This window comes from Streptomyces sp. SP17BM10 (assembly GCF_036322405.1).
GTDB lineage: Bacteria > Actinomycetota > Actinomycetes > Streptomycetales > Streptomycetaceae > Kitasatospora.
This window is the reverse complement of the sequence record NZ_JAQYXB010000480.1, coordinates 206202-232857: the sequence shown is the minus strand read 5'-3', so window position 1 is coordinate 232857 and position 26656 is coordinate 206202. Positions and strand designations below refer to the sequence as shown.

Below are 26656 nucleotides of genomic sequence, written 5' to 3'. Positions count from 1 at the left end.
TCGAACCGAGTGCTCGTCACCGCCGTCGGGCCGGGCGCCCTCTTCGCCGGCGGGTCCACCGGCGGTTACCAGGAGCGGCTACACGCCATTCCCCTTCCCTGACGACCCCGCCCCTGACGACCATGCCTCGACCCACGCGGCGGGCCACGGGGTGCTCGTGCGCTCGCCGCGGGGGACGTGCACCGCGACGTACCGGCCCGAGGCGGCGGGCCGGCCGTCCTCGGCGCGGATCTCGAAGCGGAGGGTGACGGACGTCGTGCCGATGCTCTCGACGGTGAGTTCGGTCGTCACCTCCTGGCCGAACCACAGCGGTGCGGTGAAGTCGGCCTCGTAGCGGACGCGCGGGGCGGCGCCGAAGTAGCCGGTGATGCCGAGGGTGCGCATCAGCTCGGCCTCCGCCGCCTCGACGTAGCGCACGACGGCGGTGTTGTGGTGGTGGCCGGCCGCGTCGGTGTCCATCCACTCGACGCGGCTGCGGTGGACGACGCGCGCGGGGCGGGCACCGTCCAGCGGCTCAGGAGACGGGGGCCGGTTCACGGGGCGGGGTCCAGCGCAGGTGGACGGCGCGGTCCGGGTCCTCCGCACGGAGCAGGGTGAGCCGGGGGCGGACGGCGTCGGTGCGGGAGGTCGGGGGTTTGCGGCTGCCGGCGCGGTAGGGGAGGGGCCAGTCGGCGGCCGGGCCGCGATAGCCCTGTTCGGCGGCGGCGTGCAGGGTCCACTGCGGGTCGTAGAGGTGGGTGCGGCCGATGGCGCAGAGGTCGGCGCGGCCGGCCATGAGGATGGAGTTGACGTCGTCGTAGGAGGCGATGGCGCCGACGGCGATGACGGCGGTGCCGGTGACGGCGGCGACCTCGTGGCGGATCCGGTCGGCGTACGGGGTCTGGTAGGAGCGGCCGTAGGCGGGCCGTTCGTCCTTGGTGACCTGGCCGGTGGAGACGTCGATGCCGTCGGCTCCGTGGGCGATGAAGGCGCGGGCGATCTCGACGGCGTCGTGCTCGGTGTTGCCGTCGGGGGCCCAGTCGGTGGCGGAGACGCGCACGATCACGGGGCGGTCGGCGGGCCAGGCCGCGCGGACGGCGTCGAAGACCTCCAGGGGGTAGCGCAGGCGGTTCTCCAGTGGGCCGCCGTACTCGTCGGTGCGGTGGTTGGCGAGCGGGGAGAGGAAGGAGGAGAGCAGGTAGCCGTGGGCGCAGTGGAGTTCGAGGAGGTCGAAGCCGGCTTCGGCGCCGCGCCGGGCGGCCGCGACGAACTCGGCGGTGATCCGGTCGAGTTCGGCGCGGGTGAGCTCGCGCGGCGTCGCGGAGCCGGGGCCGTAGGGGAGGGCGGAGGGACCGACGACGTCCCAGTTGCCCTGCTCCAGCGGCTCGTCCATGCCCTCCCACATCAGGCGGGTCGAGCCCTTGCGGCCGGAGTGGCCGAGCTGGAGGCCCATCCGGGCGGTGGAGTTGGCGTGCGCGTAGTCGACGATGCGGCGCCACGCGTCGCGCTGCCCGTCGTTCCACAGGCCGGTGCAGCCGGGTGTGATGCGGCCCTCGGGGGAGACGCAGACCATCTCGGTCATGACCAGGCCGGCGCCGCCCATCGCCTTCGAGCCGAGGTGGACGAGGTGGAAGTCGCCGGGGAGGCCGTCGACGGCGGAGTACATGTCCATGGGGGAGACGATGATCCGGTTCTTGAGCTCCAGCGGCCCGAGCCGGAAGGGCTGGAACATCGCCGGGACGACGGCGTCGGCCCCCTGGGCCTTCGCGAAGGCCTCGTCGACGCGGTCGGCGAACTGCGGGTCGCGGGTGCGGAGGTTGTCGTAGGTGATGCGGCGGGAGCGGGTGAGCAGGTTGAAGCAGAACTGCACGGGTTCCTGGCCGACGTACATGCCGATGTTCTCGAACCACTCCAGGGAGGCCTGGGCGGCGCGCTGGGTGGACTCGACGACCGGGCGCCGCTCGGCCTCGTAGGCGGTCAACGCCTCGTCCAGCGACGGGTGTTCGTGCAGGCAGGCGGCGAGGGCGAGGGCGTCCTCCATGGCGAGTTTGGTGCCCGAGCCGATCGAGAAGTGCGCGGTGTGCGCGGCGTCGCCGAGCAGGACGAGCCCGCCGTCGTGCCAGCGTTCGTTGCGGACGGTGGTGAAGTTGAGCCAGCGCGAGTTGTTGGCGAACAGCCGGTGCCCGTCGAGCTCGTCGGCGAACAGGGCGCGGATCCGCTCCACGGCGGGCTCGTCGGAGGCGCCGGGCGGGAGGTCGGGGCCGGTGTCGAAACCGGCCCGGCGCCAGACGTCCTCGTGCATCTCGACGATGAAGGTGGAGCCGGTGGCCGAATAGGGGTAGCCGTGGACCTGCATGGTCCCCCACTCGGTCTGCTTGATGAAGAACTGGAAGGCCTCGAAGACGAGGTCGGTGCCGAGCCACATGTACTTGTTGCGGCGGGTGTCGAGGGTGGGCCGGAACGAGCCCGGATTCGCCTGCCGCACGGCCGAGTTGACGCCGTCGGCGGCCACGACCAGGTCGTGCCCGGCGCGCAGCGCGGCGGTGTCCGGGGCGGGCGTGCCGAAGCGCAGGTCGACGCCGAGGCCGCGGCAGCGCTCCTGGAGCAGGTGCAGCAGCTCGCGGCGGCTCATGGCGGCGAAGCCCTGGCCGCCGACGGTGTGGGTGCGGCCGCCGACGTGGATGTCGATGTCCGTCCAGCGGGCGAAGCGGTCGGCCATGGCGGCGGCGAACTCGGCGTCCGCGTTCTCGATGCCGCCGAGCGTCTCGTCGGAGAAGACCACGCCGAAGCCGAACGTGACGTCGGGGGCGTTGCGCTCCCACACGGTGACCTCGTGGGCGGCGTCGAGCTGCTTCATGAGCGCGGCGAGGTACAGGCCGCCGGGGCCGCCGCCGACGATCGCGATCTTCATGGGGTTCCTCTTTCGGCAGGGGCCTGGCCGCCGCCGCGCTCGCCGTCCGCGACGAGCCGGCGCAGCACGAAGCGCTGGAGCTTGCCGCTGGTGTTGCGGGGCAGGGCGTCGCAGAACCGCACGTCGCGCGGGTACTTGTAGGGGGCCAGGACCTGTTTGACGTGGTCCTGGATCTCCCGGGCCTTGGCGGCGGCGGCCGTCTCGTCGCCCGGGACGCCGTCGCGCAGGACGACGAACGCGCAGACGACGGAGCCGCGTTCGGGGTCCGGCTTGGCGACGACGCCGGACTCGACGACGTCCGGGTGGGTGTCGATGGCGGCCTCGACCTCGGGGCCGCCGATGTTGTAGCCCGAGGAGACGATCATGGCGTCGCTGCGGGCCTGGTAGAAGAAGTAGCCGTCGGCGTCGCGGTAGAAGAGGTCGCCGGTGACGTTCCAGCCGTCCACGACGTACTCGTCCTGGCGCGGGTCGTCCAGGTAGCGGCAGCCGACCGGGCCGATGACGGCGAGCCGGCCGGGCTCGCCGGGGCCGAGCTCGTGGCCGTCGAGGTCGAGGACGGTCGCCCGGTAGCCGGGCAGCGGGCGGCCGGTGGCGCCGGGGCGGATGTCGTCCCCGGCGGCGGAGATGAAGATGTGCAGCAGTTCGGTGGCGCCGATGCCGTCGATGACGCGCAGGCCGAGGCGGTCGCGCAGCTGCTCCCAGGTGGTCTGCGGCAGGTGCTCGCCGGCCGAGACGGCCACCCGCAGCCCGGCGAGCCGGTGCTCCTGTTCCTCGCGCAGGATCGCCTTGTAGGCGGTGGGCGCGGTCGCGAGGACGGTGACGCCGTGGCGCTCGACGTGGTCGGCGAGCTGCAGCGGCGTGGCGGACTCGGTGAGCAGCGCGCAGGCGCCGGCGCGCAGCGGGAAGACGACGAGCATGCCGAGGCCGAAGGTGAAGGCGAGCGGCGCGGAGCAGGCGACGGTGTCGCCGGGGCCGAGGCCGAGGAGGGGGCGGCCGAAGGTGTGGTCGATGGAGAGGACGTCGCGGTGGAAGTGCATGGTGATCTTGGGGACGCCGGTGCTGCCGGAGGTCGGGCCGAGCAGGGCGACGTCGTCGGCGGCGGTCGGGACGTTGGTGAACGCGCCGGACTTGGCGGCGGTGCGGGCGAGGAGGTCGTCCGGGGTGTCCGCGCCGTGGGTGACGATCGCGAGGGAGGCGTTCTGGAGCCGCTCGACCTCCTCGGTGTGGCGGTGGTCGACGAGGGCGACGGCGGGCCGGGTGCGTTCGACGACCGGGGCGAGCTCGCGGGCGCGCAGCGCGGCCATCGTGGTGACGGCCACGCCGCCCGCCTTGAGGACGCCCAGCCAGGCGGCCACCGCCCAGGGGGTGTTGGGCGAGCGGAGCAGGACGCGGCCGCCGGGCACGAGGCCGAGGTCCTCGGTGAGCACCTGGGCGACCTGGTTGGCGCGGCGCTGGAGGAGGCCGTAGGACCAGGTCTCGCCGTCGGGCGTGCGGAGGGCGGGGAGGTCGGGGCCGTGCTCCGCCACCGGGCGGTCGATCAGCTCGGTGGCGGCGTTGAGCCGGTCCGGGTACTGCAGGTCCGGGGTGGTGAACTCGATCGTCGGCCAGAGCCGGGCCGGCGGGAGGTGGTCGCGGGTGAAGGTGTCCTGGTGGGCTGAGGGCGAGAGGGACAACGGACGGGTCCTTCCGGGGGGCCTCGCGGATGGTGGGGCACCGCGGGATCAGGTGGTGCGGATCATGCCCTCCTGGGCGACGGTGGCGAGGTGGCGGTGGTCGCGGGTGAAGAAGCGGCCGGTGCCGAGGCCGCGTCCGCTGTCGGCGGCGACCGCCTCCTGCACGTACAGCAGCCAGTCGTCCACCGGGCCCGGCCGGTGGAACCACATGGCGTGGTCGAGGCTCGCCGTCACGAGACCCGGCCGCGCCCACGCGAGGTCGAGCACGCGCAGGACGGGCTCCAGGATCGTGTAGTCGCAGACGTACGCGAGCGCGGCCTGGTCCCGCTGCGCGTCGGTGAGGCCCTCGACCGGCCGCAGGCGGTCGAACGGCCTGATCCAGACGGCCTGGTGGGGGGTCCGCTCGCCCTCGACGGTGAGGTAGACGGGGCCCGGCACGTGCCGCATGTCGAAGCTGCGGCCGCCGGACCAGTAGGCCTTCGAGCCGTCGGTCATCGTGCCGCCGCTGCGGTCCGCGAGGTAGGCGGCCGAGGTCGGCAGGTCCTCGGGGTCGGGCAGCGAGCCGTCGACGTCGGCGGTGAAGGTGCCACCGGCCTCGCCGGCCGCGAAGTTGGCCAGGCAGACGTACAGCGGCTTTCCGTTCTGGTAGCCGCGCACCTGGCGGGTGCTGTAGCCGCGGCCGTCGCGCAGGACCTCGACCTCGTAGCGCACGTCGGCGCCGATGTCGGCGGGCCGGAGGAAGTAACCGTGCATCGAGTGCAGTGACTTTCCGTCCGTCACCGAGCGCATCGCCGCGGCGGCGGCCTGGGCGACGAGGTCGCCGCCGTAGGCCTTGGGCCAGGGGCAGGGCTGGGTGGTGGCGGTGAAGGCGAGGTCGAAGTGCTCGGGTTCGGCGGCCTTCAGGGTGATGGCGCAGGTGAAGACCTCGGAGGTGGGCGCGGCGGCCATCAGCGGTCCGTCCAGTCGCGGAGGTCGTCGTCGGCGACGTCCGGCAGGTTGACGACGATGTTCTCGGGCGTGCGGGTGGTCATCCACACGAGGCGCTCGGTGCGGGAGAGGTTGCACTCGATGTGGGGCATGAACGGCGGCACGAAGACCCAGTCGCCCTGCTCCATGTCGATGTAGTCCTCGAACCGTTCGCCGAAGTAGATCCGGCCCCGGCCCTCCAGGACGTAGCCGCCGGTCTCGGCCTCGCCGTGGTGGTGGGTCACCGAGCGGTAGCCCGGCTCGTTGCTGACCTGGCCGAACCAGAGCCGCCGGGCGGGGGTGTGCTGGATGCTCACGCCCGAGATCCGCACGGCGCCACCGGAGTCGGCGGTGCCCGGGTCCTCCATGCCGCGGCGGGTGACGACGGGGGCGACCAGACCGCTGGGGAGGCGGTACATCGAATTGTCGCCGTCTAGCTGGTACTTGCTGAGATCGGGCTCCATGCGGACGGCTCCGTTTCGTGGGGCGGAGGTTCCTGTGGCAGGGGTTCGCGGCAGAGGGTTCCGGCGGACGTCGCGATCGGTATCTCGTTTTTTTCACGACCGTCATCTAGTGTCAATACATCTCGCCGCGACACCATGATGGAGGCCGCATGACGCCGGTGCCCGTGAACCCGAGCTCCCTGCCGAAACCGAGCGGCTACTCCCACGGGACCCTGGCCGGCAACACCCTCCACCTCGGCGGCCAGACCGCCCTCGACGCCGACATGCGGATCGTGCCGGGCGGTATCGTCGAGCAGTTCCGGCAGGCCTTCGGCAACGTCCTCGCCACCCTGCGCGAGGTCGGTGGAAAGCCGCAGGACCTGGTCAGCGTCACGATCTACCTGACCGACATCCCCGACTACCAGGCGCACGGCAAGGAGATCGGCGAGGTCTGGCGCGAGCTGGCCGGCCCGGTCTACCCGGCGATGGCGGGCATCGGCTGCACCGCGCTGTGGCAGCCCGAGGCGCTGATCGAGATCCTCGGCGTCGCGGTGATCCCGGACGAGCGGCTGGTGCGCCCCGAGGCGTGAGGCGATCACCGTGCGTGGATCGCCGTCGATCGGGCACCTGAACCGGGCACCGTGGCGCGACCACGGTGGATCGATCCTTCCTGACGGTCGCAACGGAGGTACCGGAACGATGAAGCTCGCAGCCCTGACGGTCGACGGCCGGCCCCGCGCCGGAGCCGTCGACGAGGACGCGAAGGCCGTGGCCCTGTTGCCGGAGTGGCTCGGCACGGTCGACGTCATCGTGCGCGGCGGGCCGGACGGCCTGGCGGCGGCGCGGGCCGCGGTGGCGGACGCCCACCGCGTCGCGCTCGCCGACGTCCGGCTGGAGGCACCACTGCAACACTTCAACCGCGACATCCTGTGCACCGGCTGGAACTACTGGGACCACTTCGAGGAGTCCCGGGGCAAGCGCGGCGGCCAGGAGCCGACCGAGCGGCCCGTCCGTCCCACCTTCTTCACCAAGGGCCCGGACACCGTGATCGGCCCCGCCGACGACATCGCCTACGACCCCACGCTCTCCGGGCAGTGGGACTACGAGGCCGAGATCGCCCTCGTCATCGGCCGCGAGGGCCGCTCGATCCCGGAGTCCGAGGCCCTCGGCCACGTCTTCGGCTACCTCGTCGCCAACGACGTCTCCCAGCGCGACCTCCAGCGCGCGCACGGCGGCCAGTGGCTCAAGGGCAAGAGCATCGACGCCACCATGCCCCTCGGTCCCTGGCTCACCACCGCGGACGAGGTGCCCGACCCGGGCGCGCTCCGGGTGCGCTGCGAGGTCAACGGCGAGCCGCGCCAGGACGCCTCCAGCGCCCAGATGGCCTTCCCGGTGGCCAGGTTGATCGCCGAACTGAGCCAGGGGATGACGCTGCGCGCCGGCGACGTCCTGCTCACCGGCACCCCGAGCGGCATCGGCAGCGCCCGCGAGCCGCAGGTGTTCCTGCGGGACGGGGACGTCGTCGTCACGCGCGTCGACGGGCTCGGCGAGCTGCGCAACCGGGTCGTGCGGACGTCGCTGATGTGATGATCCGCAGAGGCGATAGGCTGCCCGCGGATGGGCTTGATCCACGAGGCCGGCCCGAGACGAGGAGAGCACACCAGTGACGGCCGGGCACGAGGAGTCCCCCGCGGCGGGTCGCGACGCGCGGCACGGCCCCCTGATCACCACGACCTTCGGCCTGTACGCGCGCGGCGAGGAGAACTGGCTCTCCGTCGCGTCGGTGGTCCGGCTCATGGGCGACCTCGGCGTCGAGCCGCCCGCCGTCCGCTCGTCGGTCTCGCGCCTCAAGCGGCGCGGCGTCCTGGAGAGCGGGCGGCACGGCGGCGCCGCCGGGTACTCCCTCGTCCCGTCCGTGCTGGAGACGCTCGCCGAGGGCGACGTCCGGATCTTCGAGCGCGTGCGCGCCGTGCCCGAGGACGGCTGGATCGTCGTCGTGTTCTCCGTCCCCGAGTCCGAGCGCCAGAAGCGCCACGAGCTGCGCACCAGCCTCACCCGGCTCGGCCTCGGCACCGCGGCGCCCGGCGTCTGGGTCGCGCCCGGCAACCTCGCGGCCGAGACCCGCCGCACCCTGGAGCGCCGCGGGCTCGCCGCCTACGTCGACATCTTCAGCGGCGACCACTACGCCTTCGGCGACCTGCGTTCCAAGGTGCGCAGCTGGTGGGACCTCGACGAACTCGCCGAGCTGTACGCGGAGTTCCTCGCCCGCCACCGCCCGGTCCTGGACAAGGTGAAGACCTCCGGCGTCACCCCGCTGGAGGCCTTCCGGGTCTACGTCCCGATGCTCACCCAGTGGCGCCGCCTCCCGTACCGCGACCCGGGCCTGCCGCTCTCGCTGCTCCCCCCGGGCTGGAACGGGGTCAGCGCCGGCGCCCTGTTCGACGAACTCAACGCGCTGCTGAGCACGGGCGCGCGGGAACACGCGCTGTCGGTGATCCACGCCGAGTAGCGACGGGCGCTCGACATGGCCACGGTCCTGCTCCTGTGCACGACCCCACGTGCTCGTCCGCACGTTCGATGGTGCCGGTGGCCCGGCAGGTCGGCCACGATCGACGGGAACACCGGTTCCTCCGATGACCACCGGGCGAGTGATCATCCGTTTCGCCAAGCGGCTCCCCCTGCTGGCTGGTCATCCCTGTCGCTGCGGTGGTCGTCGCCACGTTCCTCGGCCGGCGCTTCACCATGGCTCGGACTGCCGGAGCCGGCGGTGTCGTCTTGCCCGGTAGCGTGGTGAAACCAGTCTCGAAATGCAATCGGGGAAGCACCATGACGAACGACTCAAAGCCCGTCGTGTTCCAGCACGGCCAGGCGTTTCTCGCGACGATCTCGGAGCGCTGGAACTACCAGATCTTGCGCGAGGTCTTCTTCGGCACCGTGCGGTTCGGCGAACTCAAGCGGGCACTGGGCATCTCGACGAACATCCTGACCACCCGCCTGAACACCCTGACCGAGCTGGGCTTGCTCACGCGGCGGGTCTATCGCGAGGACAAGCAGTGGTTCGAGTACGAGCTCTCGGACACTGCTCGCGAGCTGGTCGTGCCGGCGATCGTGGCGATCACCCGCTGGGCGGAGGAGCACGGGCCGGACTCGCAGGCCGTCGGCGCCGGCCCGCGTCGGCCGCTGTTGCACACCGTGTGCGGCAAGGAGACCGAGCCCTATCTGGCGTGCGGTGTCTGCCACCAGCCAATCCAGGCGTCAAACCTGGTCCCAGTAGTTGCAGAGGAGAAGTAGTTGCAATACGCTCCCAGTTGAGAGTGGCAGAACGACCCTCACTGCGAGAGGAATCGCCATGACCGCGACCTGGCTCGACGGCGTCACCGAGCGGCTCGTCCCCACCTCGCTCGGTTTGATCAACGTGCGCGACGGCGGCAACGCGGACGGCTCGACCCTGATCTTCTGGCCGAGCTTGATGATGGACGGCACCATGTGGCGCTACCAGTACGAGCACTTCGCCCCCACCCACCGCGTGGTGCTCGTCGACAGCCCCGGACACGGCAAGTCCGACGCCCTGCGCCGGATCATCGACCTCAAGCAGTGCGCCGACGCGCTCGTCGAGATCCAGGACGCACTCGGCATCGACAAGGCGGTGCTGATCGGCAACAGTTGGGGCGGCATGCTCGCCGGCGTCTTCCCGGCCTATCACCCGGACCGCTCGGCCGGGGCGGTCGGCATCAACTGCACCGCCTCGCTCCCTACGACCTTCGAGAGCATCTGGGCCACCGCGCTCGTCGGCTACCTGTCGCTGAACTCGAAGATGCCGCAACTGGCCCTGAAGGCGGCCCGCGGCGCCTTCGCCGGGCCGACGGCGGAGGCCGAACGCCCGGAGTTCGTCGAGTTCCTGAAGTTCGTACTCACCAACGACCCGAAGTCGGTCGCCTGGGCGCTGCGCAGCATCCTGATCGGCCGCCGCGACGAACACCGCCTGCTCGCCACGATCAAGGACGTGCCCGTCCTCGTGATCGCCGGCGAGGAGGACAGCCAGTTCCCCGTGCACGCCGTGCGCCGGATGGCCGACGCGATCCCCACCGCCACCTTCAAAGTGCTGCTGCACACCGGCCACCTCGCCGCTCGCGAGAACCCGCAGGCCGTCAACGCCGAGATCGACGCCTTCCTCGCCGAGCTGCCCGCGCTGGAGAGGATCTGACGACCATGACCGCCACCGACCGCGGCGAAGCCCCCGTATGGGTCAACGACTTCCTGCACGAGATCGACACCCTCGAGTTCGCGACCGCGTTCGCCACGAACCTCGACCAGGACACCGAGATGATCTTCGGCACGGCTCGCGTGCAAGGGGTCGAGGCCATCAAGGACTTCTTCGTGAAGATCGACGCCCCGCTCATCACCACCCACGAGGTGATCGAGACGTGGACCGTCGGGGACGTGCTGATCCTTCGGGGCGAGGCGACCGTCGCCAAGAGGACCGAGCCCGACAACGTCGTGTGCGCCCCGTTCACGCACATCTTCTACCTCGACCGGCGTGACGAAGCGGCGCCGCGGATCCGCCGCCTGCACATCACGGCAGGGCCCGTCCACACCGACGCCCTGCTCTGAGCATCCCGTGGGCGTGGTTCCCCCCCCGGCAAGGGCGGGCAACCCGGACGAGCAGACCTGGGCGGCAGTGACGAACCGTCGTCGGTCCCACAACGGGCGCAGTCCGTGAGAAGTGACCTCCGGCCCGGGTCCGCCGGCGACTCTCCTGCCGCCACTGACGGCCTCCTCCTGCTTTGCTCCGGGAGGAGGCCGTCAGCAGTAGGTTGGCCCGATGACCGAATCCCTGCCGCCCGGCGGCCGAGAGCCTGCGGCTGCCGTACGACGCCATCATCGAACGGACGGCGGACGGCATCCCGTACCTGGTGCCCGAGGTGGTGCTGCTGTTCAAGGCGAAGGCGGCCCGCCCCAAGGACCGGGCGGACTTCGACGGCGTGCTGCCGCTGCTGGACCGCAGGCGGCGCGACACCCTCGGCGGGTGGCTGGGACGCGTCCGCCCCGGCCACCCGTGGGTGGAGGGGCTGGCGGCTCCGGCCGGGTGATACCGGTCCGTTCACTTTAGGGTGGAAATGTTCCGCTGGGCCGGGCGTCGGGAGGTGGGCGAGGTGATCCGCGGGGTCCACCTGGAGGCGCAGTGGCGGCAGGAGGCCCTGCGGACGAACCTGTGGGTCGTGCCGATCCTGGAGGTCGGGCTCGCCGGGCTGCTGTTCGTCGTCACGTTCGCGCTGGACAAGGCCGCCTACCGGGGCGACGTGGAGCTTCCCACCTGGGTGATCAGCGGGACGGCGGACGCGGCGCGGCAGATCCTCGCGGCCATAGCCGCGGCGCTGATCACCGTCGTCGGCGTGGTGTTCTCCATCATGATCGTCACGCTGACGCTGGCCTCCACCCAGTTCGGGCCGCGCATGCTGCGCACCTTCATCCGGGACCGGACCACCCAGCTCACCCTCGGGACCTTCGTCGGGACGTTCTTCTACGCGATCCTCGCGCTCGTCGTCATCGGGCCGGGTTCGCACGGCGACTTCGTGCCGCACCTGTCGATCACCGTGTGCATGGCGCTCGTCATGGCGGACCTCGCCGTACTGATCTTCTTCATCCACCACATCGCCACGTCGATCCAGCTGCCCCGGGTCATCGCCAGCATCGCGACCGAGCTGTCCGAGGCGATCGAGGCGAGCACGGGCGGGCCCGGGCCGGCGGCGGGGGTCACGGCGAAGGGGCCGACGGTCGAGGAGCTGAACGTCCGGCTGGACACCTCGGGGGCGGCCGTCCCGGCGCCCGCCAGCGGGTACCTCCAGTTCGTCCGGCACCGCACGCTCGTGCGGATGGCGGCGGGACTGGACGCCGTCATCCGGTTGGACCACCGGCCCGGCCACTTCCTGGTGCAGGGGCACCAGCTCGCCACCGTCTGGCCCGCCGAGGCCGCGCCCGAGGTGGCCCGCAGCTTCGCCCGCGCCCACATCACCGGCTCGACCCGCACCCTCGCGCAGGACATCGCCTTCGCCGTCGACCAGCTCGTGGAGATCGCCATCCGGGCGCTGTCCACCGCCGTCAACGACACCTTCACTGCCCTGACCTGCATCGACTGGCTCGGCGAGGGCCTGTGCCGGATCGCCGCCCACTGGAGCCCGAACCCCGTCCACCGGGACGAGGACGGCTACATCCGGGTGATGACCGCCCCCGTCAGCTACGAGCGGCTCGTGCAGCGCGGTTTCGAGAAGATCCGCCAGGCCGCCCCCGGCATGCCCGCCGTCCTGATCCGCCAGCTCGACGCGCTCGTCGAGATCATGGCCGAGACCAGGACCGAGCAGCAGCGCCGGGTGCTGATCGCCCAGGCCGAGATGATCGAACGCCTCAACCAGGAGTCGGTGAGCGAGGCCGCCGACCGGGACGACGTCCGCCGCCGCTACCTCGGGGTCCTGGCCGCGTACGGCGAGGCGCGGGCCCGGCGCGGGCCCGACGTCAGCCCGGAGTGACGCGATCGCTCGAAAGGGTGAATTCGTGGCGTCCGGGGTGAGGGCGCCGCAGCGGGGCATGATCGTACGCGGAGTTCCGTGCCGGCATGAGGGGGCGGTGTATGGGCGGTTCCGCTCGGCTGAGGCTGCTCGACGGCTTCGCACTCGACTGCGGGGCGAAGCCCCTCCACCTGACCAGGACGCTCCAACGCCTCCTCGCCTTCGTCGCGCTGCGCCGCGAGGCCCACCGCTCCCTGGTGGCCGGCACGTTGTGGCCGGAGTCCGACGAGGCCAAGGCGCTCGGGCGACTGCGGACGGCGCTGTGGCGGCTCCAGCAGTCCGGCGCGCCCGTGCTCCCCGCCCCGGTGCTCGCCGCCGCGGGCGAGACGCTGCGGCTGCACGCCTCGGTGCGCCTGGACGTCGACGACCTCCTCGGCAGCACCGGTGCCGCCGGAACGGCCGACCGGCGCGTGCTGCTCGCCGGCGGCCCGCGCGAACTGCTGCCCGGCTGGTACGACGACTGGGTGCTGCTGGAACGCGAACGGCTGCGTCAGCTCTACCTCCACACCATGGAGAAGCTCGCCGTGCGCGACCTCGGCGCCGGCGACTACGGCGGCGCCCTCGAAGCCGTCCACGCCGCGCTGCGCGCCGAGCCCCTGCGGGAGAGCCCGCACCGGCTGCTGCTGGAGATCCACCTCGCCGAGGGCAACTACAGCGAGGCGATCCACACGTACCACGCCTACCGCCTGCTCCTCCGGAGGGAGCTGGGCGTGAACCCCTCCCCGGGGATGCGGCGCCTGCTGGACGCGGCGGTGGAGGCGGCCCCGGGCGCGGACGACGGGACCGCCCGCGCCCGGTTCCACTGACCCGGGCTACGCGGTGGTCGCCACGCCCGCGTTGCGGAGGACCTCGCGGGCCGGCAGGGCGACGCTCTCGGCGGCCGTGAGCCCGGAGGCGGCCAGGTGGGCGTCCACGATGCGCAGGCCCGTGCCGTAGCCGGCGAAGTCGGGCAGGCCGACCGGCTCGTGGCCCATGAGCTCGGCCGTCGCGTCGCCGAAGACGTACGGGAGGAGGTTCCGCATGCCGGCCACGTCGATCCCGGCGGTGACCTTCGCGTAGGCGGCGTCCAGCTCGGGGCCGGTGAGCGAGGTCGACCACGGGCCGAGGGCCTGCTCGCCGGCGAGCTCGCGGACGAACGCCTCGGCCAGGCCCTCGGCGCCGACCTGCTCGCCGACGGTGACGGTCGCCGGGTTCCAGACGACGTTCGCGTAGCGCACGTTGTGGTGGAGCTCGTGCGCGGCGGCGTGGCCGATCTTCGCGAGGCTCGTCTCCGTGGGCCACATGACCAGCTGGATCGCGCCGGGGAACCCGCCCGACCCGAAGTAGCCGTGGCTGCGGACGGTCAGGTGCTCGTCGTCCGGGTTGCCCAGCACCAGGACGACGTGCACCGTGTCGGCGTGCCCGACGCCGGGGGCGGAGGCGGAGATCCGCTCCCACGCGGCGTCGAGCGACTGCGCGACCCGCTCCCACACCCGGGCCTCCCGCATCCGGTGCAGGGCCGGCGCGTGGCGCTCGTCGTCGTGGTCGAGGCGGAAGCCGCTGCCCATCCGGTGCATCTGCACGAGGTCGACGTCGCCCATGACCCTGGACATCACGCCGTGCAAGGAGCCGTACAACTCCCGCAGGGCGTCGGGTCGTTCGTCGATCGGTCGCTGGAGGAGGTCGAGCATCGCGCTCGCCGTGTCGTGTACAACGATCTGCATGCGCAGGACGGTAGGGCCTCCCGTTGCGTGAGGGTCAACGGCGTTCGAAGGGGGTTGCCGCTCAGCTCCCCAGGGGCCGGAAGGTCTTGCGGGGCGACGCGTCGATGGTGGCGCCGCTGACGAAGGCGAGCGGGGCGTAGTGGTACTGCACGCCGGCCGGGTCCTGGGCGGCGGGGCCGTCGGCGCCCTGGGGCCACAGGACGTCGCCGGTGGCGGTGCGGGCGGGGACGAGCCAGTGGTCGCCCTGTCGGTAGGTGCCGGTCTTGGCGCCCCGGGCGGGCTGGAAGCGGACCTGTACCCCGTCCTCCAGGTCGAGCCAGGTGTTCTCGACCAGCGGGAGCGCGCCGTCGTCTGCCCCCGAGAGGTGGTCCCAGCGGCGCAGGAACGGGTGCGGGCCGAGGCCGCAGTCGTCGTCGCCGTCCCGCTGGTCGAGGGTGACGAGGAGGGCGACGGCGTCGATCGCGAGGACCTGGCGCAGGCGGGGCGCCGGCCGGGGCGGGTCGGTGAGGACGGTGTCGTCGGCGACGTGCCCGGCGGTGGTGTCGTCGACGAGTTCGACCCAGTCGCCCACCTCCAGTCCGAGTTTGCCGTCCCGGCCGAGGGCGGTGACGGTGGCGACCGCGCCGTGGAGGGTCGTGACCGGGAACACCACGGAGGCGTTCTCCCGGGACCACTTGAAGGTCGCGCCGGGCAGGTGGCCGCGACGGGCCTTCGGTGCGTCGGTGGTGCTCGCGGGCCAGGCGCGGCCGCCGGTGTGGACCTCGATGCGGTAGAGCTGGTTCTCCGGGCCGCGGAACCGGCTGTCCGGCGGCAGCTCGCAGCGCCCCTCGGGGACGGCGGGCGGATGCCTGACGCCGGCGCGCAGCTGTCCGGTGGGGCGGAAGGTGGCGAGGCGGGTGGCGAACTCGGTCAGTGCGTCGGCCGTCGTGGTGGCGGCCACGGGGAGCGCGGCGACCTGCCAGACGGTCTTCGCGCGGGCCGCCGTGTCCGGTCCGGGGTCACCGAGGGCGACCTCGCGGATCGCCGGGTCCTGGAGGGAGGTGATCAACCGGTCCCACACCCGCAGGTACACCACGAAGGGCTTGTCCTGGGGGAGTCGGGCGGTGGGGTCGGTCGGGTCGAGGTGGAGGTCGGGCTGGGTCCAGTAGGTGGTGTCGAACTCGTTCTCGACCAGGGCGCCGTCCACGTACATCCGGCCCGCCGGGATCTCGAGGTCCTCCTGCGGTTTCCTGCCCGTCACCGCGTCGATCGCGAAGCCGCCGCCGGTGGCGGGCGCGACGGCGGGGCCGAGGAGGTCGGCGATCGTCGTGCGCAGCTGGTGCAGGAGGAGCGCGCCCTGCTCGTTGAGGTCGGCGTCGAGCTGGACGCGGCCCTGCTGCGTGAGGACGGCGCAGTAGTGCTTGCGCGGGTCGAAGGTGGCGCGGGAGAAGTCGCCTTGCATGGACGGGCTCCTAAAGGGCGGTCACGTGACGATCACGAGGCCGGCGTCGCAGCCGGCGGGGGTGTACTCGGCCAGGCGCAGCCGGAGGTTGTCCTCTCGTTGGGGCTGGAAGAGGTCGTGGAAGGCGCCCGGTTCGGAGCCGTCGTCGGCGCCGCGCCGGATCGCGTCCGGGCAGTCCAGGGCGAGTTGGGCGTAGCCGGGGGTGCCGTAGCGGGTGCTGGTGAAGCGGGGCAGGGGCGTGCCCTCGAGGCAGTGGAAGCGTCGGGGCGTGCGGGAGCCGGCGCCGAGCGAGGTGAAGCGGACGCAGCCGGACTGGCGGTGGTCGACGTGCAGGCGGCCCGTGATGATCGTGTTCTCGACCAGGCCGACGGCGTGGGAGCGGACCGAGCCGAGGACGGTGGTGCGGCGGAGGTCGACGACGGCGTGGGCCGGGCGGAGGTCCGGGGCGGACAGGGCGGCCAGGCCGTGGGTGGTGGCGTCGAGGACGCTGTCGGACAGGAAGACGCGGTTGGGCTCGGCGTGGACCTCGTCGGCGTTGACGACGACCGGGCCCAGGACGCTCTGCTCGATGCGGAGGCAGGCCGGGGTGTCGGCGAGTTCGACGCTCGCCTCCTCGACGTGCTCGGGGTTGCACTCCTGGTCGAGGGACCAGCCGGGTACGAGCGTGCAGTGCCGGATGACGACCGCGCCGACGTCGCCCGAGACGCGCAGGCCGCGGCCGGCGATCAGGAGGCCGTCGAAGGTGATGCACGGGGGCTTCCCGCCGGGTGCCGGGTCCGGGCCGACGACGTGCAGGGCGTCGGGGCGGTTGCTGCTCCGGTCGAGGACGCGGACGAGGGGGCGGGTCCGCTGGGCGGCGCGGACGGTGAGGCGGTCGCCTGGGTCGAGCGTGACGGCGAGGTGTTCCAGGTAGTCCCCGTTGTCGGTGATCTCGATGACGGCCTCGTGGCGGCCGCCCGGGTCGGCTGCCTTGTCGGCCTGCCAGCGGCGCAGCGCGGCGTCGAGGCCGGTGAGCTCGCGCCCCTTTCCCACCTGGTAGAACGCGGGCGGGCGGCGGAGGTCGAGCGGGCGGACGTACTCGCCGCCGCCGAGGTCGGCGCTGAATCCGTAGTGGTAGTCCACCCAGACGCCCTCGGTGGGCGCGCGGCGGACGGGGAAGGCGATCCGGCCGAGGACCGGGTCGACGGCGACCTGGTCGTTGGCGGGGTGGTGGCGCCAGCCGGTGAGGTCGGCGGGCACGATCCGGTGGAGGGGCACGGGGTCGTCGCCGACGTAGACGCACAGGCTCTTGCCGGGGCCGTAGAACTGCGCGGTGCGCTCGGCGAAGGCGCGGCGGCGGATGAACGCGGGCACGGCGCTCTCGTCGGCGAGGCGTGCCCCGGGAGCGGCCACCGGGCTGACGATCAGCGGGGCGCTGTTGCCGAGCACACTGAAGGTGAAGTGGGTGCGGGCGCGGTCGTCGCAGTGGGCGGGGGCGCGGGTGAGGGGGTACGGGCGCAGCCGCCACAGGAACAGGCCGACGGCAGGGATGCCGTAACGGCCCTGGGTGCGGGCGGAGTCGATGCGACGGACGTCGACGGTGCGGGCGGTGCGCTCGAAGGGGCCGCCCAGGCGGTCGAGTTCGTCGACGGCGTGGAGGTCGGCGGTGCGGCCGCGGGCCAGCCGGCGGCGGTCGGCGCGGGGGTCGCGGCCGAGGGGGCGGACGGGCTGGGTGAGGCCGAGGAGCGTGCGGAACTCCACGGCGTGGGCCGGCCAGGCGGCGACGTCGGCGGCGAGCTGCTCCAGGAGGGCGAGGGTGCCCTTGCGGCGGCGGTTGGCGACGGTGTGGGCGACGTCGCGGCGGCCGGCGACGGCGGCGAGCAGGCGGCGGGCGGCCTCGGTGGGGGTGCTGCCGGCCGGGGTGATGAGGGCCTCGGCGGAGCCGGGAAGGACGCGGTAGCCGACGAGCTCGCCGAGGTAGGGGGTGACCCAGTCCTGGCAGGTCTCGATGAACCAGTCGTCGGCGAGCTGGTCGATGTCGGCCTCGATGAGGTCGGCCTGCTCCTGGATGACGCCGATCAACGCCCGGAGCGGCCAGCCCTGTTCGGCGTCACGGGAGCGGACGACGGCGGGGAGGAGGTCGTAGAGGCGGGCGGCCTGGCGGTCGGCGGTCACGGGAGCCTCCGGAGGGTGAGGGCCTCGGGGACGTCGGCCGGGAGGACGGCGAGTTGGGCGGGGCGGATGCCTCGGTGGATCGTGAGGTGGCGGCCGGTGTGGAGCTCGGGCGAGTCCAAGGCCGGGTTGAGTTCGGCGAGTTCGGCGAGGCTCAGGCCGTAGCGCTGCGAGATCGTGGTGAGCGTGTCTGTGCGCGCGATCCCGTGCTCGATCTGCTCGAAGTGGGCCGGCAGCGCGGGCAGACAGGCTTTGGCCGTGGTCAATCCGGCGGCTAGCTGTGCGAGTTGGATCGCCGTGACGTCCCCCGGCACGTCCGCGAAGACGTGCACGTCCGTGTAGTCCACACCCTCGACGCCCTGGATCGTCGCGATCGCCTCGCTCAGGTACGCGGGCCGTCCGAGCGTTCGCGCGGCGAAGCCGAAACGGGCCGTCAGCGCTGCCCGGACGGCGGGTTCCACGAGCTCCCACGCGTGGTCCGCCAGCACCTTGACGCCCGCGTCCAGCACGATCAGCCGCAGTTCCCGGGTGGCCACCCGGACCGGGACGCCGATGTCCCCGAAGCCCAGCAGAGACCGTTCGAGGGTCGTGAGCAGGCCGGACGGCGGATCGATCGGCGCGTCGCCGACCGCCGCGACGGTCACGTGCACGACCTCCCGGGTGCCGTCGAAGAGCTTGACGGCGCTCGCCTTGCCGATGCCCGCCCGGGCCCGGGTGAAGTCCTCGTAGTCCTGGACGGACACCAGCCGGTCGAGCGCCCGCAGCCGCAGCGGGATGACGCTGCGCGCGTCGTCGGGGCCGTCGCCGTCGGTGCCGCCGGTGGCGGGCAGCGGGTTGGTGACGGCGCTGACGCCGAGCGGGCGGGCGGCGAGCTGGTTGACCTTGCCGGGCGGGAGGTTGCCGGAGGCGCCCGCGCCGGTGCGGTAGCGGGCGGTGACGTTCTGGGTGCCGGTGGGGAGCCGGGCGCCGTGCTCGCCGTCGCCGAACGTGACGGTGGCGCCGCGCAGTTCGTAGGCGTGGTCGTTCGGGCCGTTGAGCGCGAGGGCCGGGGTCTCGTGCCAGGCGACGCCGTTGACGCGGGTGGTGAGGGAGCTCTGCGCACCGAGGGGGTTGTCGGCGGCGGTCCGGGTGAGCGGAGTGGCGTCGGAGACGAAGTGCAGCGGGAACGCCTGGCCCGGGACGCTCGCGTCGCCGCTGCCGAGGACGTCGTCGCGGGTCTCGCCCTGGGTGGCGGCGACGACGTTGCCGAAGATCGCGACGCCGGAGCGGCGGTAGGTGTACGCGAGGTCGTTCGCCAGCAGGAGGCGGGTCTGCGGGCCCTGGCCGCGCTGGAGCACCGGGGAGCCGTCTACCGTCCGGTCCAGCCGCTGGGCGACGCCGGCGATCAGGGCGAGTTCGGCGGCCTGCACGCCGCTGGTGTGCGGGACGTCGGTGCGCTCGCCGGAGACGACGATCCAGCGGCCGGGCTTGAGGCCGTCGTAGCACTGGGCGAGGTCGATCGCGGCGCCGCCGACGTCGTCGGTGACCGGCGCGCCGACGGGGGTGAGCGGCTCGCCCTGGGCCCGGAGCGGGGTGCCCCCGGCGAGCTTGGACCCGTCGACCGGGGTGTCGAACTCCAGCATGGTGACGGTGACTTCGCCGATCTTCCGGCCGCTCGGGTCGGTCACGTCGAGCTGGGCGGGCAGGACGCGGTCGGGGAAGAGGACGAGCGTGTCCGTTCCGTCGCCGGTGCCGACGAGGACCGGGCGCCCGGGGAGGATCGTGTCGTGCAGCGAGTCGAGGAGGATCTGGTCGACGCGGTTGTCGGAGGCGGGTGTCTTCCGCCGGGCCAGCGCGACGGCGGCGCGGACCCGCAGGACCACGAGCGCGGCGAGCGGCGGCGGGTCGGTGATCCGCTCGCGCCGCCAGGCGTCGTACAGCCGGGTGAGCCGGAGGTCGGCGGCGGCGAGCAGCCGCAGGTGGGCGTCCGAGTCGGGCTGGAACAGCTGCTGGACGGACGTGTCCAGGGCGCGCGCCGAGGCCGGCGGGCGGGACGGCGGGCGGCGCAGGGCCGGGAGGACGGGGGTCAACGCGACCAGCCCGATGGCCTGGTACGGGTCCGGGCAGGTGTCGCCGCCGTCGTCCGCGATGTCGGCTTCGCAGCTCACCGGGCAGACCGACGAGCGGGCGAGCGAGCGCAGTCGGGTGAGCTCCGGGTCCGTCCGGCGGGCCAGTCGGGCGGCCAGGACGAGCAGCGCGGCGCCGTCCCGCCGGACGGTGGCGAGGTCGCCGTCGAGCCAGTCGGCGAGTGCGCAGGCGGCGCCGCCGGCCGCCAACGCGACGGCCTCCGTGAGGCGTTGGAGCTCGGGTGCGACTTCGAAGAGTGCTGCGGCCGGGGTGAGTGTGGGCAGGAGGAGGGCCGCCAGGGGGGTGAGGACGTCGGCGACGATGCGGCCCGCCGCCGGGTCGGTGCGGGTCACCGCGTCCCCGGTGGCGGTGCGCACGGCGTCGGAGAGGGTGGCGACGGCGGCGGAGAAGGTGCCGAGCGGCGTGGTGGGGGAGACCAGCGTGACCTGGGTCCGTCCGGCGGTGAAGTCGACGGCGGACTCGGCCACCGTCCGGGCGTGGACGTCGGGGGCCAGTCCGCTCGGCGCGAAGGCGAACAGCAGCCGGTCGCCCTGGCGCAGGTTCGCGGTCGTCCCGTCCACGGCGAAGGTCACCAGTGTGTCGACGTTGTCGCGCGAGATGTCCGGCGGGTCGGTGAGGCGGACGGCGAGGGTGTTCCACTCGGCGCGGGCGACGAGGTCCTCGCTCGTCTCGAAGGTCTGCGGCAGCTGCCCGGCCGCCGCCTGGCTCTTCACCCCGGACCCGGCCGGGATCAGGGTGTGCGCGCCCGGGTCGAGCGTGTACGCGAGGTGGGTACCGGCCCCGAGCGGCGGGCGGGGACGGTGGCCGGCGAGCAGGCCGAGGTGGCCGAGGGACTCCGGTTCGGTGGCGGTGCGCAGGTAGCCCTCGTTGGCGATGCGTTCCTGGTAGAAGGTGAGCACCTCGCCGACCACGGCCCAGCAGTCGAGCAGGGCGATCGCGGGGTCGTCAGGCTCGCGGGTGGTGAGCGGGTCGAGGGCGCGGCGGCTGGAGAGGCGGGCGAGCATGGACTCGCGGAAGGTCGCGTAGGTGCCCGCGCGGTAGGCGAGCGCGGGCTGCCCGGGCGGGTTGAAGACGGGCGTCGGGGTGACGGCTGCCACGCCCGTGCAGCAGGTGTCGGCGCAGGAGCCGGACGCGCAGGTCATCGGCCGCCCTCCACGTCGAGCGCGAGGTGGCCGTGTTCGGGCCGGGACGGGTCGTTGTCGAGCTGGGCGACCTCCAGCGGCCCGATCGGCAGCACCCCGGTTGCGAGCGCGTCGCCGCGGTCGGCCGGGCCGGCGAACAGGCGGCGCAGGCGGGTGACTTCGGCGTGCTGGACGCCGGGCACGGACACCGCGGCGGTGACCAGCCGGCTCACCCGGACGGGGTCGCCGAAGACGAGCGCGTCCGGGGCGAACAGGGCGGCGAAGGCGGCCAGCAGCCCGGCGCGGACGTGCCCGGCGACGTGGTCGGACTCGACCCGCACGCGGAGCGCGACGTCGAGCGGGACGAGCGCCGCCGTGAACTCCGCGAGGTCGTGGCCGATCCGGCGGAAGCGGAACAGCGCCGCGCGGACGGTGTCGAGCAGGGCGTCGGGGGCCGTCTCGGTGCCGAAGGCCTCGACGGCCACCTGCGCCTCGTACCAGCTGCCCGTCCAGCGGAGGTCCGCCGCCGCCCGTCGGACGCCCGGGACGGTGGCGGCGAGCGCCGCGTAGTCGTCCGCGGTGATCGCGCGCAGGAGCCGGGTGGTCGGCACGACCGGCGCGAGGCGGCGGACGTCGTCGACGGGTTCGGGGTCGAGACCGCCGGAGGCGGGCAGCGGGTTGCGGACGACGCGGATGCCGTGCCGGTGGGTGGCGCAGAGGACGATCCGGGCGATCGCCTCGGGGCCGACGTTGCCGGGCGTGCCGTTGCCGACGCGGTAGCGGGCGGTGCACTGCACGCCGGGGGCGTCGGAGAGGGGGAACGCGGCGCCGTTGAGGCCGTCGCCGAAGCGCAGCCGCAGGACGCCGTCGTCGTCCGTCTCGCCGACGAAGTGGCGGTCCGCCGGGCCGCTGTCGAGGAGGTCGCGGCGGGGGTGCCAGTCCTGGCCGTCCTGGTCGGTGAGGTGGACGGCGGGCAGGGCGGTGTGCGGGTCGGGGGCGGTGGCGAGGGCGGCCGGGCCGCGGAACGCGGGGTCGTCCTCGCGGAGGCGCCCGGCCTCGTCCTCGCCCCAGCTCTGGCCGAGCTCCCAGCCCTCGGCGTCGTGCCGGAGGACCTGGCCGGCCCGCGCCCGGCGGACGAGCTCGCGCCAGCGCGCGAGCTTGGGCGTGAGGAGGTCGTCGAAGCGGGCGAGCAGGGTGCGCAGCGCGTCGCGCGGGTGGTCGTCGGCGCCGAGGCGCCGGAGCACGGCCTCGCCGAACAGGACCCCCAGGTAGGCGCGTTCGGCGGTGGTGAGGGTGCCGCCGTTCGGGGGGAGGCGGTGCCAGACGGCGGTGAGGCGCTGCCGGGCGCGGTCGGGCAGGCCGAGGAGGCGCGCGGCCTGGGCGGCGGCGATGACGGCGGCGGTGGGGAAGGGGGCGCTCTGCGCCACGGGGACCTGGCGCAGGGCGGGGGAGAAGCGGACGGGCAGCGGCGGGTGGGCGGGACGGCCGGGGGCGGTGCCGGAGGCGCACGAGGAGCAGCAGGAGAAGCAGCCGGGCTCCTGCGGCGGTGCGACGGGCACGTCGATCGGCTCCGCCCGCTGGTGGCACCAGGTGATGCACGCGCCGTGCTCGACCAGCACGGTGTTGCCGCGGGCGACGCCGACCTCCAGATCCGCGCAGTCGGGGCCACCGCGCGCGCTGACGCAGAGGGGGAAGGTCAGGGCGTCCCCGGTCGCCCAGGTGACGTGCAGGAGGGGCTGGTCGTAGAGCGGGTCGTGGTCCTCGGTGACGGAGACGAGCCGGACGGCCTGGCGGTGCGTGCGGTCGGCGTCGGCGGGGGCGCCGGTCCGGGCGCCGAGGACCTCCTCGAAGACCAGGACGTCGCCGGGGCGCAGGCACAGGGCCCGGCCGTGGGCGTCGCCGTCGACGAGGGCGGCCGAGGTGGTGCCGGCGGGGAGGCAGCACTCGGCGTCGCCCCACGTCCACACGTGGATCAGGTTGTGGGCGGGGCGCAGTGGCAGCGCCTCGGCGTGGACGGGCTCGAAGACCTCGTACGGTGGCAGGTGGCGGCGGTGCTGGAGGTCGCTCGCCAGTAGGGCGGCGCCGAGCTCGGGCAGGACGGTGGGGGCGAGGGTGAGGAAGCGGAAGTCCCCTGCGGGCAGGGTGAGTTCGTCGTCGGTCGCCAGGCAGACCCAGGCGCGGGCGGCGCAGCCGTCGTGCATGGCGTAGTCGACGAGCCGGGCGTGGCGGCGAACGGAGACGCGGTGGCGGGCGGTGTCGAGGTAGGCCTCGGTGGCGGCGGCGTCCTGGCGGTAGCCGAGGCGGTCGGCCTCGTAGGCGAGGAGTTCGACGAGGGTGGTGCCGAGGTCCGGCACGTGCCGCTCGGTCCACGTCGGCATGGTCAACGCGAGACGGTCGAGCATGAGTCGGCGGAAGCTCGCGTAGTCCTTGGCGAGGTAGTCGATCTCGGGCGCGGGCGGGTGCACCGGCGGGCAGGCGTCGGTGGGGGCGCAGTCGAGGGTGGCGCACTCGGGCCGGAAGGTGAACGCGGCGCTCGCGTGGCGCGGGTCGAAACCGGGGTACGGCTCGGTGCCGGGGCGCCCGTGGGGGTCGGCGCGGACGATGCTCAGGCGGTAGGCGGAGAGGTCGCCCTGACGGTCGACAGTGAGGATCAGGCGATCGGCCGACTCCCGTTCCGCGTCGGCCTCCCGGCACACCGCGGTGACGGTGACGCCGGTGATCCGTTCACCGCCGTCGATGCGGAAGTTGGCGGGCGCGAGGCCCTCGGGGGCCTTGCCGAAGAGGACGACGACGAGGGCGCCGTCGAGGACGTCGACGCTGTCGATGCCGTTGAGGTCGCAGGCGCGCAGTTCGGCGCGGCGCCGTCGGTCGGAACAGCTCACCGGGCCACGCTCCCTTCGAGGACCTCGGTGCGGACCTCGCCGGTGGCGATGAGCAGGTAGCGCAGCTCGATGCGCAGGGTGCTCTCCTCGGCCGTCACCCGCAGCGAGTCGACGACGATGACGTCGCCGAGCCAGCGGTGCAGGGCGCCCTCGGCGGAGACCTGGAGGGCGGCGGCGAGTTCGACGCTGTCGGGCTCGAAGACGAGGTCGAGCAGGCCGCAGCCGAAGTCGGGGCGGTTGACGCGCTCGCCGGGGGTGGTGAACAGGACCTGCTCGATCATGTCGCGCACGTGGTCCGGGTAGGCGGCCTCGGCGGTGCGACCGCGGCCGTCGACGCGGAACGGGAAGGCGAGGTCCATGGCTCACAGTCCCGTGACGAGGATGTGCATCGCGAGGACGAGCGGCGGAGCGGGCGTCGGCGATCCGATGCACACCCCGCCGCCGGGCACTGGCGGCGGGGTCGGCGGCGGTGCCTGCACCAGCAGCGGCGCGCCGTTGACGAGCACGGAGGACACGTTCGCCCACTGCACGGTCGCACACGGCGGCGTCACGGGGCACCCCGCGACCACGATCCGGTTCGCGCTCGTCGCGACCGGCATGCCCTGGACCAGCGCCCCGGGCGCCCCGGCGGGCAGGATGGTCACGGTGCCGCCGTGCGGGCAGGTCATGGTCGCTCCGGTGTGGAGGGCGAGGCCGGGCATGTGGTCCCCCAAGCGCTACTGCGGCACGACGAGCGTGCCGTTGTTGATGATCACGGAGGTGCCGGCGAGCCGGATGCTCGCGAGGCCCGGGCCGCAGGAGAGTTCGATCCCGGCCTCGCTGAGTTTGATGTACGGCCCCGCGGCGCCGTGCAGTTGGAGCCGGATGCCGTCGGTGGGCTCGGTGGCGTCGGTGAGCAGGACGAAGTTGCCGCCCGGGGTGCTGAGTACGACCTGCGGCACCTCGGGCGGCACGAGCGCGGCGACCGGCGGCTGCTCGATCGTGCCGCCGCGCCAGAACCCGGTCCACACGGCCCGGTTGACGTCGCCGTCCTCGAACGTGACCCACACGCCGGACTGCACGGCCGGCACGACGTGCATCCCGGCGGTCGCGTACTGCGGGACGGCCCAGATGCACGGGTCGCCGCCCAGGACGTCGTCGACCCGGACCATGACGCGGTTCTGCTGCAGCGGGTCGACGTTGGAGACGACGACGCCGCGGTAGAGGTCCCGGAAGTCGGGCTGCTGGTTGGCGCTGGGCGCGGTCACGTGGCCACCCGGTCGGCGAAGGGGACGAAGCCGTCCCGGGCGAGGGTGAAGCCCTGGGTGTACTCGCCGCGCTTGATGTCGTGGGTGACGCTGCTGACGTAGTACAGGCCGTCGTACGCGGGGCCCGCGCCGCGGACGCCGACGAGGCCGCGGGCGGCGAGCACCCGGCCGTAGCGCAGGACGTCGAGCTTGCCCTGACCGGACACGGCGTCGGCGGCCTGCGACGTGACGCTGACGGCGCGCAGCATCGCGTCGGTGAGCGAGCGGTCGGTGACTTTGACGAGCGGCTCCTCGCGCAGGGCGACGGCCGGGCGGGCGGCGAGCGGCGGCTTGAGGAGGCTGAGGCTCGGGATCGGCACCGAGACGCCGACCTTGGTGGTGGGTTCGGTGATCCGGACGGTGTACCGGGTGCGCGCGAGCCCGTCGAAGGAGAAGGACAGCTGCTCGACGTTGTCCGCCGCACCGGAGTTGACGGTCAGCGCGGGCTGCGGCACGCCGACGCGCACCTCGGGCCCCCAGTAGGCGATGGTCGTGCCGGGGGCCGGCCCCGGCACGAGGTAGAAGGTGTACCCGACCTCCTCGCCGAGGCTGCGCAGGTACGCGAGATCGGTGGAGGACTGGACGGGGATCTGGTCGAGCGGGTTCGGGATCGTCGGGATGACGGGCGGGACGGCGACCGGGACGACGCCGTACAGCGCGTACTTGAGCAGGACGAGCGTGGCCCGGACGTGGTGCGGCATGGCCGGGTAGCAGGCGTGCTCGGTGCGCAGGTCCATGAGGAGGGTGAGGTCCTCGCCGGTGACGGTGAGCGTGCCGGTGCCGGGCGCGTCGCCGGGGTTGAGCTCGTGCCGGGTGATCACGCCGTCCATCAGGACCTCGGTGGAGCCGGCGACGATCACGGAGATCACGACCCGGGCGGGCGGGTCGAGCAGTCCGGCGGGCAGCAGCGTCTGCGTGATGACGGACTTCTTGCTGACGGCGAAGGTGAGTTGGAAGCCGCTGCGGGCTCCGGCGCTCGACGTCACCCGGACGGACTGCAGCGCGTCCATGAGTGGCTGCGGGGCGGGGGCGGTCACGATGTCCCCGATCCGGAGAAGGAGTTGGATACTCCTAGCCATTGAGTGCTCCCGGGAGGAGCGTGGGAGTGGCGGGCAGCGTCACGCGCAACCTGCGCCCGGCGACGGCGAGTTCGTGCGGATCGTCGGCCCGGTTGGCGTCCGCGAGCTGCCAGGCGAGCTCGGCGTCGCCCAACTCGGCGAAGGCGATCCGGTCCGCCCGCTCGCCCGCCGTGACGACGTGCTCGCGCAGGAGGGTGAGGTCCTCCGGGTGCGGAAGGAAGCGCCGGCGGACGTACGTCACCGTCCGCCCGTCCGGCAGGCGGTGGGTGGCGGTCGGCAGGGCGCGGTAGCGGCTGGTGAGGGCGAACACGGCTGTCTCCTGGTGGGATTG

General features: G+C 73.4%; 23 protein-coding genes and 1 pseudogene. 9 read left to right on the top strand and 15 right to left on the bottom strand.

Going from position 1 to position 26656, the window contains the following annotated elements; all coding sequences use genetic code 11:
• Positions 1-78: 78 nt before the first annotated feature.
• The 5 genes from PUR71_RS08675 to PUR71_RS08655 are packed head-to-tail and all read right to left on the bottom strand — an operon-like array spanning position 79 to position 5993.
• Entirely contained in the window at positions 79-537 is a 459-nt protein-coding gene (locus PUR71_RS08675) for an acyl-CoA thioesterase (RefSeq protein WP_329925796.1), read from the bottom strand.
• Positions 515-2890 carry a bifunctional salicylyl-CoA 5-hydroxylase/oxidoreductase gene (locus PUR71_RS08670; RefSeq protein WP_329925795.1) on the bottom strand — a complete coding sequence of 792 codons (2376 nt, stop codon included), beginning with the start codon at positions 2888-2890 and terminating at the stop codon, positions 515-517. The genes PUR71_RS08675 and PUR71_RS08670 overlap by 23 nt, the downstream gene beginning before the upstream one ends.
• Positions 2887-4563: an AMP-binding protein gene (locus tag PUR71_RS08665; RefSeq protein ID WP_329925794.1), complete on the bottom strand. Its 1677-nt coding sequence runs from the start codon at positions 4561-4563 to the stop codon at positions 2887-2889. The genes PUR71_RS08670 and PUR71_RS08665 overlap by 4 nt, the downstream gene beginning before the upstream one ends.
• A 48-nt stretch (positions 4564-4611) precedes the next feature.
• Positions 4612-5511, bottom strand: a complete 900-nt coding sequence (locus PUR71_RS08660) for an acyl-CoA thioesterase (protein WP_329925793.1) — start codon at positions 5509-5511, stop codon at positions 4612-4614.
• The gene (locus PUR71_RS08655; protein WP_329925792.1) at positions 5511-5993 is read right to left on the bottom strand and encodes a cupin domain-containing protein; all 483 of its coding nucleotides are present in this window, start codon (positions 5991-5993) and stop codon (positions 5511-5513) included. Before PUR71_RS08655 ends, PUR71_RS08660 begins: the two co-directional genes overlap by 1 nt.
• Positions 5994-6142: 149 nt before the next feature.
• Here PUR71_RS08655 and PUR71_RS08650 point away from each other — a divergent pair, with 149 nt between their 5' ends.
• From PUR71_RS08650 to PUR71_RS08610, 9 genes and pseudogenes are all read left to right on the top strand, one after another.
• Positions 6143-6562, top strand: a complete 420-nt coding sequence (locus tag PUR71_RS08650) for a RidA family protein (RefSeq protein ID WP_329925791.1) — start codon at positions 6143-6145, stop codon at positions 6560-6562.
• A gap of 109 nt (positions 6563-6671) precedes the next feature.
• The gene (locus PUR71_RS08645; RefSeq protein ID WP_329925790.1) at positions 6672-7559 is read left to right on the top strand and encodes a fumarylacetoacetate hydrolase family protein; all 888 of its coding nucleotides are present in this window, start codon (positions 6672-6674) and stop codon (positions 7557-7559) included.
• Positions 7560-7635: 76 nt separating this feature from the next.
• The gene (locus PUR71_RS08640) at positions 7636-8481 is read left to right on the top strand and encodes a PaaX family transcriptional regulator (RefSeq protein ID WP_329925789.1); all 846 of its coding nucleotides are present in this window, start codon (positions 7636-7638) and stop codon (positions 8479-8481) included.
• 317 nt (positions 8482-8798) lie between these two features.
• On the top strand, positions 8799-9263 hold the full coding sequence (locus tag PUR71_RS08635) for a winged helix-turn-helix transcriptional regulator (RefSeq protein WP_329925788.1): 465 nt from the start codon (positions 8799-8801) through the stop codon (positions 9261-9263).
• Positions 9264-9321: 58 nt separating this feature from the next.
• A complete protein-coding gene (locus PUR71_RS08630) occupies positions 9322-10176 on the top strand; it encodes an alpha/beta fold hydrolase (protein ID WP_329925787.1) in 855 nt (284 codons plus the stop codon).
• Between the two features lie 5 nt (positions 10177-10181).
• A complete protein-coding gene (locus tag PUR71_RS08625) occupies positions 10182-10583 on the top strand; it encodes a nuclear transport factor 2 family protein (RefSeq protein ID WP_329925786.1) in 402 nt (133 codons plus the stop codon).
• A 242-nt stretch (positions 10584-10825) separates the two neighbouring features.
• Positions 10826-11062 (top strand): annotated as a pseudogene (locus PUR71_RS08620) (hypothetical protein); the annotation flags it as partial.
• 63 nt (positions 11063-11125) lie between these two features.
• Positions 11126-12496, top strand: a complete 1371-nt coding sequence (locus tag PUR71_RS08615; RefSeq protein ID WP_329925785.1) for a DUF2254 domain-containing protein — start codon at positions 11126-11128, stop codon at positions 12494-12496.
• 101 nt (positions 12497-12597) lie between these two features.
• Complete coding sequence (locus PUR71_RS08610; RefSeq protein WP_329925784.1) at positions 12598-13341, top strand: AfsR/SARP family transcriptional regulator; 744 nt, start codon at positions 12598-12600, stop codon at positions 13339-13341.
• 6 nt (positions 13342-13347) lie between these two features.
• On the opposite strand, the gene PUR71_RS08605 is transcribed toward PUR71_RS08610, so the two are convergent.
• The 10 genes from PUR71_RS08605 to PUR71_RS08560 all read right to left on the bottom strand — a co-directional run bounded on the left by PUR71_RS08605 (position 13348) and on the right by PUR71_RS08560 (position 26635).
• A complete protein-coding gene (locus tag PUR71_RS08605; protein WP_329925782.1) occupies positions 13348-14238 on the bottom strand; it encodes a DUF2268 domain-containing protein in 891 nt (296 codons plus the stop codon).
• A 61-nt stretch (positions 14239-14299) separates the two neighbouring features.
• Complete coding sequence (locus PUR71_RS08600; protein ID WP_329925780.1) at positions 14300-15679, bottom strand: DUF6519 domain-containing protein; 1380 nt, start codon at positions 15677-15679, stop codon at positions 14300-14302.
• A gap of 21 nt (positions 15680-15700) precedes the next feature.
• Positions 15701-17833: a hypothetical protein gene (locus PUR71_RS08595; protein ID WP_329925779.1), complete on the bottom strand. Its 2133-nt coding sequence runs from the start codon at positions 17831-17833 to the stop codon at positions 15701-15703.
• A complete protein-coding gene (locus PUR71_RS08590; protein ID WP_329925778.1) occupies positions 17830-21099 on the bottom strand; it encodes a putative baseplate assembly protein in 3270 nt (1089 codons plus the stop codon). Before PUR71_RS08590 ends, PUR71_RS08595 begins: the two co-directional genes overlap by 4 nt.
• Positions 21096-23960, bottom strand: coding sequence for a putative baseplate assembly protein (locus tag PUR71_RS08585; RefSeq protein ID WP_329925777.1), 2865 nt, complete (start codon positions 23958-23960; stop codon positions 21096-21098). Before PUR71_RS08585 ends, PUR71_RS08590 begins: the two co-directional genes overlap by 4 nt.
• Positions 23957-24319 carry a GPW/gp25 family protein gene (locus tag PUR71_RS08580; protein ID WP_329925776.1) on the bottom strand — a complete coding sequence of 121 codons (363 nt, stop codon included), beginning with the start codon at positions 24317-24319 and terminating at the stop codon, positions 23957-23959. Before PUR71_RS08580 ends, PUR71_RS08585 begins: the two co-directional genes overlap by 4 nt.
• 3 nt (positions 24320-24322) lie before the next feature.
• Positions 24323-24628: a hypothetical protein gene (locus tag PUR71_RS08575; protein ID WP_329925775.1), complete on the bottom strand. Its 306-nt coding sequence runs from the start codon at positions 24626-24628 to the stop codon at positions 24323-24325.
• Between the two features lie 48 nt (positions 24629-24676).
• Positions 24677-25207 (bottom strand): phage baseplate assembly protein V, encoded by a 531-nt coding sequence (locus tag PUR71_RS08570; RefSeq protein WP_329925774.1) that lies wholly within the window; start codon positions 25205-25207, stop codon positions 24677-24679.
• Positions 25204-26325 carry a hypothetical protein gene (locus PUR71_RS08565; RefSeq protein ID WP_329925773.1) on the bottom strand — a complete coding sequence of 374 codons (1122 nt, stop codon included), beginning with the start codon at positions 26323-26325 and terminating at the stop codon, positions 25204-25206. The genes PUR71_RS08570 and PUR71_RS08565 overlap by 4 nt, the downstream gene beginning before the upstream one ends.
• Positions 26318-26635 carry a LysM domain-containing protein gene (locus PUR71_RS08560; protein ID WP_329925772.1) on the bottom strand — a complete coding sequence of 106 codons (318 nt, stop codon included), beginning with the start codon at positions 26633-26635 and terminating at the stop codon, positions 26318-26320. The genes PUR71_RS08565 and PUR71_RS08560 overlap by 8 nt, the downstream gene beginning before the upstream one ends.
• Between the last annotated feature and the right edge of the window lie 21 nt (positions 26636-26656).

Bases quoted from the DNA above. Each gene is read 5' to 3' on its own strand.
- PUR71_RS08565 (WP_329925773.1), bottom strand. From the start codon at position 26,325: ATGGCTAGGAGTATCCAACTCCTTCTCCGGATCGGGGACATCGTGACC.
- PUR71_RS08580 (WP_329925776.1), bottom strand. From the start codon at position 24,319: ATGGACCTCGCCTTCCCGTTCCGCGTCGACGGCCGCGGTCGCACCGCC.
- PUR71_RS08575 (WP_329925775.1), bottom strand. From the start codon at position 24,628: ATGACCTGCCCGCACGGCGGCACCGTGACCATCCTGCCCGCCGGGGCG.
- PUR71_RS08655 (WP_329925792.1), bottom strand. From the start codon at position 5,993: ATGGAGCCCGATCTCAGCAAGTACCAGCTAGACGGCGACAATTCGATG.
- PUR71_RS08645 (WP_329925790.1), top strand. From the start codon at position 6,672: ATGAAGCTCGCAGCCCTGACGGTCGACGGCCGGCCCCGCGCCGGAGCC.
- PUR71_RS08610 (WP_329925784.1), top strand. From the start codon at position 12,598: ATGGGCGGTTCCGCTCGGCTGAGGCTGCTCGACGGCTTCGCACTCGAC.
- PUR71_RS08625 (WP_329925786.1), top strand. From the start codon at position 10,182: ATGACCGCCACCGACCGCGGCGAAGCCCCCGTATGGGTCAACGACTTC.
- PUR71_RS08635 (WP_329925788.1), top strand. From the start codon at position 8,799: ATGACGAACGACTCAAAGCCCGTCGTGTTCCAGCACGGCCAGGCGTTT.
- PUR71_RS08660 (WP_329925793.1), bottom strand. From the start codon at position 5,511: ATGGCCGCCGCGCCCACCTCCGAGGTCTTCACCTGCGCCATCACCCTG.
- PUR71_RS08670 (WP_329925795.1), bottom strand. From the start codon at position 2,890: ATGAAGATCGCGATCGTCGGCGGCGGCCCCGGCGGCCTGTACCTCGCC.
- PUR71_RS08630 (WP_329925787.1), top strand. From the start codon at position 9,322: ATGACCGCGACCTGGCTCGACGGCGTCACCGAGCGGCTCGTCCCCACC.
- PUR71_RS08605 (WP_329925782.1), bottom strand. From the start codon at position 14,238: ATGCAGATCGTTGTACACGACACGGCGAGCGCGATGCTCGACCTCCTC.
- PUR71_RS08650 (WP_329925791.1), top strand. From the start codon at position 6,143: ATGACGCCGGTGCCCGTGAACCCGAGCTCCCTGCCGAAACCGAGCGGC.
- PUR71_RS08600 (WP_329925780.1), bottom strand. From the start codon at position 15,679: ATGCAAGGCGACTTCTCCCGCGCCACCTTCGACCCGCGCAAGCACTAC.
- PUR71_RS08590 (WP_329925778.1), bottom strand. From the start codon at position 21,099: ATGACCTGCGCGTCCGGCTCCTGCGCCGACACCTGCTGCACGGGCGTG.